Origin of the sequence: Pseudomonas sp. 5Ae-yellow, assembly GCF_014077575.1 — a bacterium.
GTDB classification, from domain to species: Bacteria; Pseudomonadota; Gammaproteobacteria; order Pseudomonadales; family Pseudomonadaceae; genus Halopseudomonas; species Halopseudomonas neustonica.
Genome location: NZ_JACGWE010000135.1, coordinates 1 through 606 on the forward strand (window position 1 = coordinate 1; position 606 = coordinate 606).

At 61.1% G+C, this 606-nt stretch carries 1 protein-coding gene; it reads right to left on the reverse strand.

The genetic code is table 11. From position 1 onward, the window contains the following. Positions 1 to 606: IS3 family transposase (locus tag H4J77_RS20470; protein ID WP_182250143.1), on the reverse strand; the 606-nt coding region annotated here is incomplete at both ends.

The window sequence follows — 606 nt, forward strand, 5'->3', positions numbered from 1 at the left end:
TATATCCGATGGGTTCGAGCAGTCGCTGGTGATTGAACCAATGCACCCATTGGAGCGTGGCCAGTTCCACCTGCTCACGATTGCGCCACGAGCGTCTGTGGATCACTTCGGCCTTGTACAGGCCGTTAATCGTCTCAGCCAGGGCATTGTCGTAGCTGTCCCCTTTGCTGCCTACCGACGGCTCCACGCCAGCCTCGGCCAACCGTTCGCTGTAGCGGATACTGACGTATTGCGACCCGCGATCGCTATGGTGGATCAGATGGCTACCGCGTTCAGGCTGACGTGCGTATAAGGCCTGTTCCAGCGCATCCAGCACGAAGTCGGTTGTCATCGATGGGCTCACCCGCCAGCCGACAATGCGCCGGGCAAAGACGTCCACAACGAAGGCCACGTACAGCCAGCCTTGCCAAGTGGAAACATAGGTGAAGTCGGACACCCACAACTGATTCGGTCGGTCGGCTCGGAACTGCCGGTTCACCTTGTCCAGCGGGCACGGAGCCTTGTGGTCGCTGACTGTGGTGCGGACGATCTTGCCACGCCGGACTCCGCGCAGGCCAAGTCGTCGCATCAACCGCTCGACCGTGCAGCGGGCCACGGCGTCTCCTT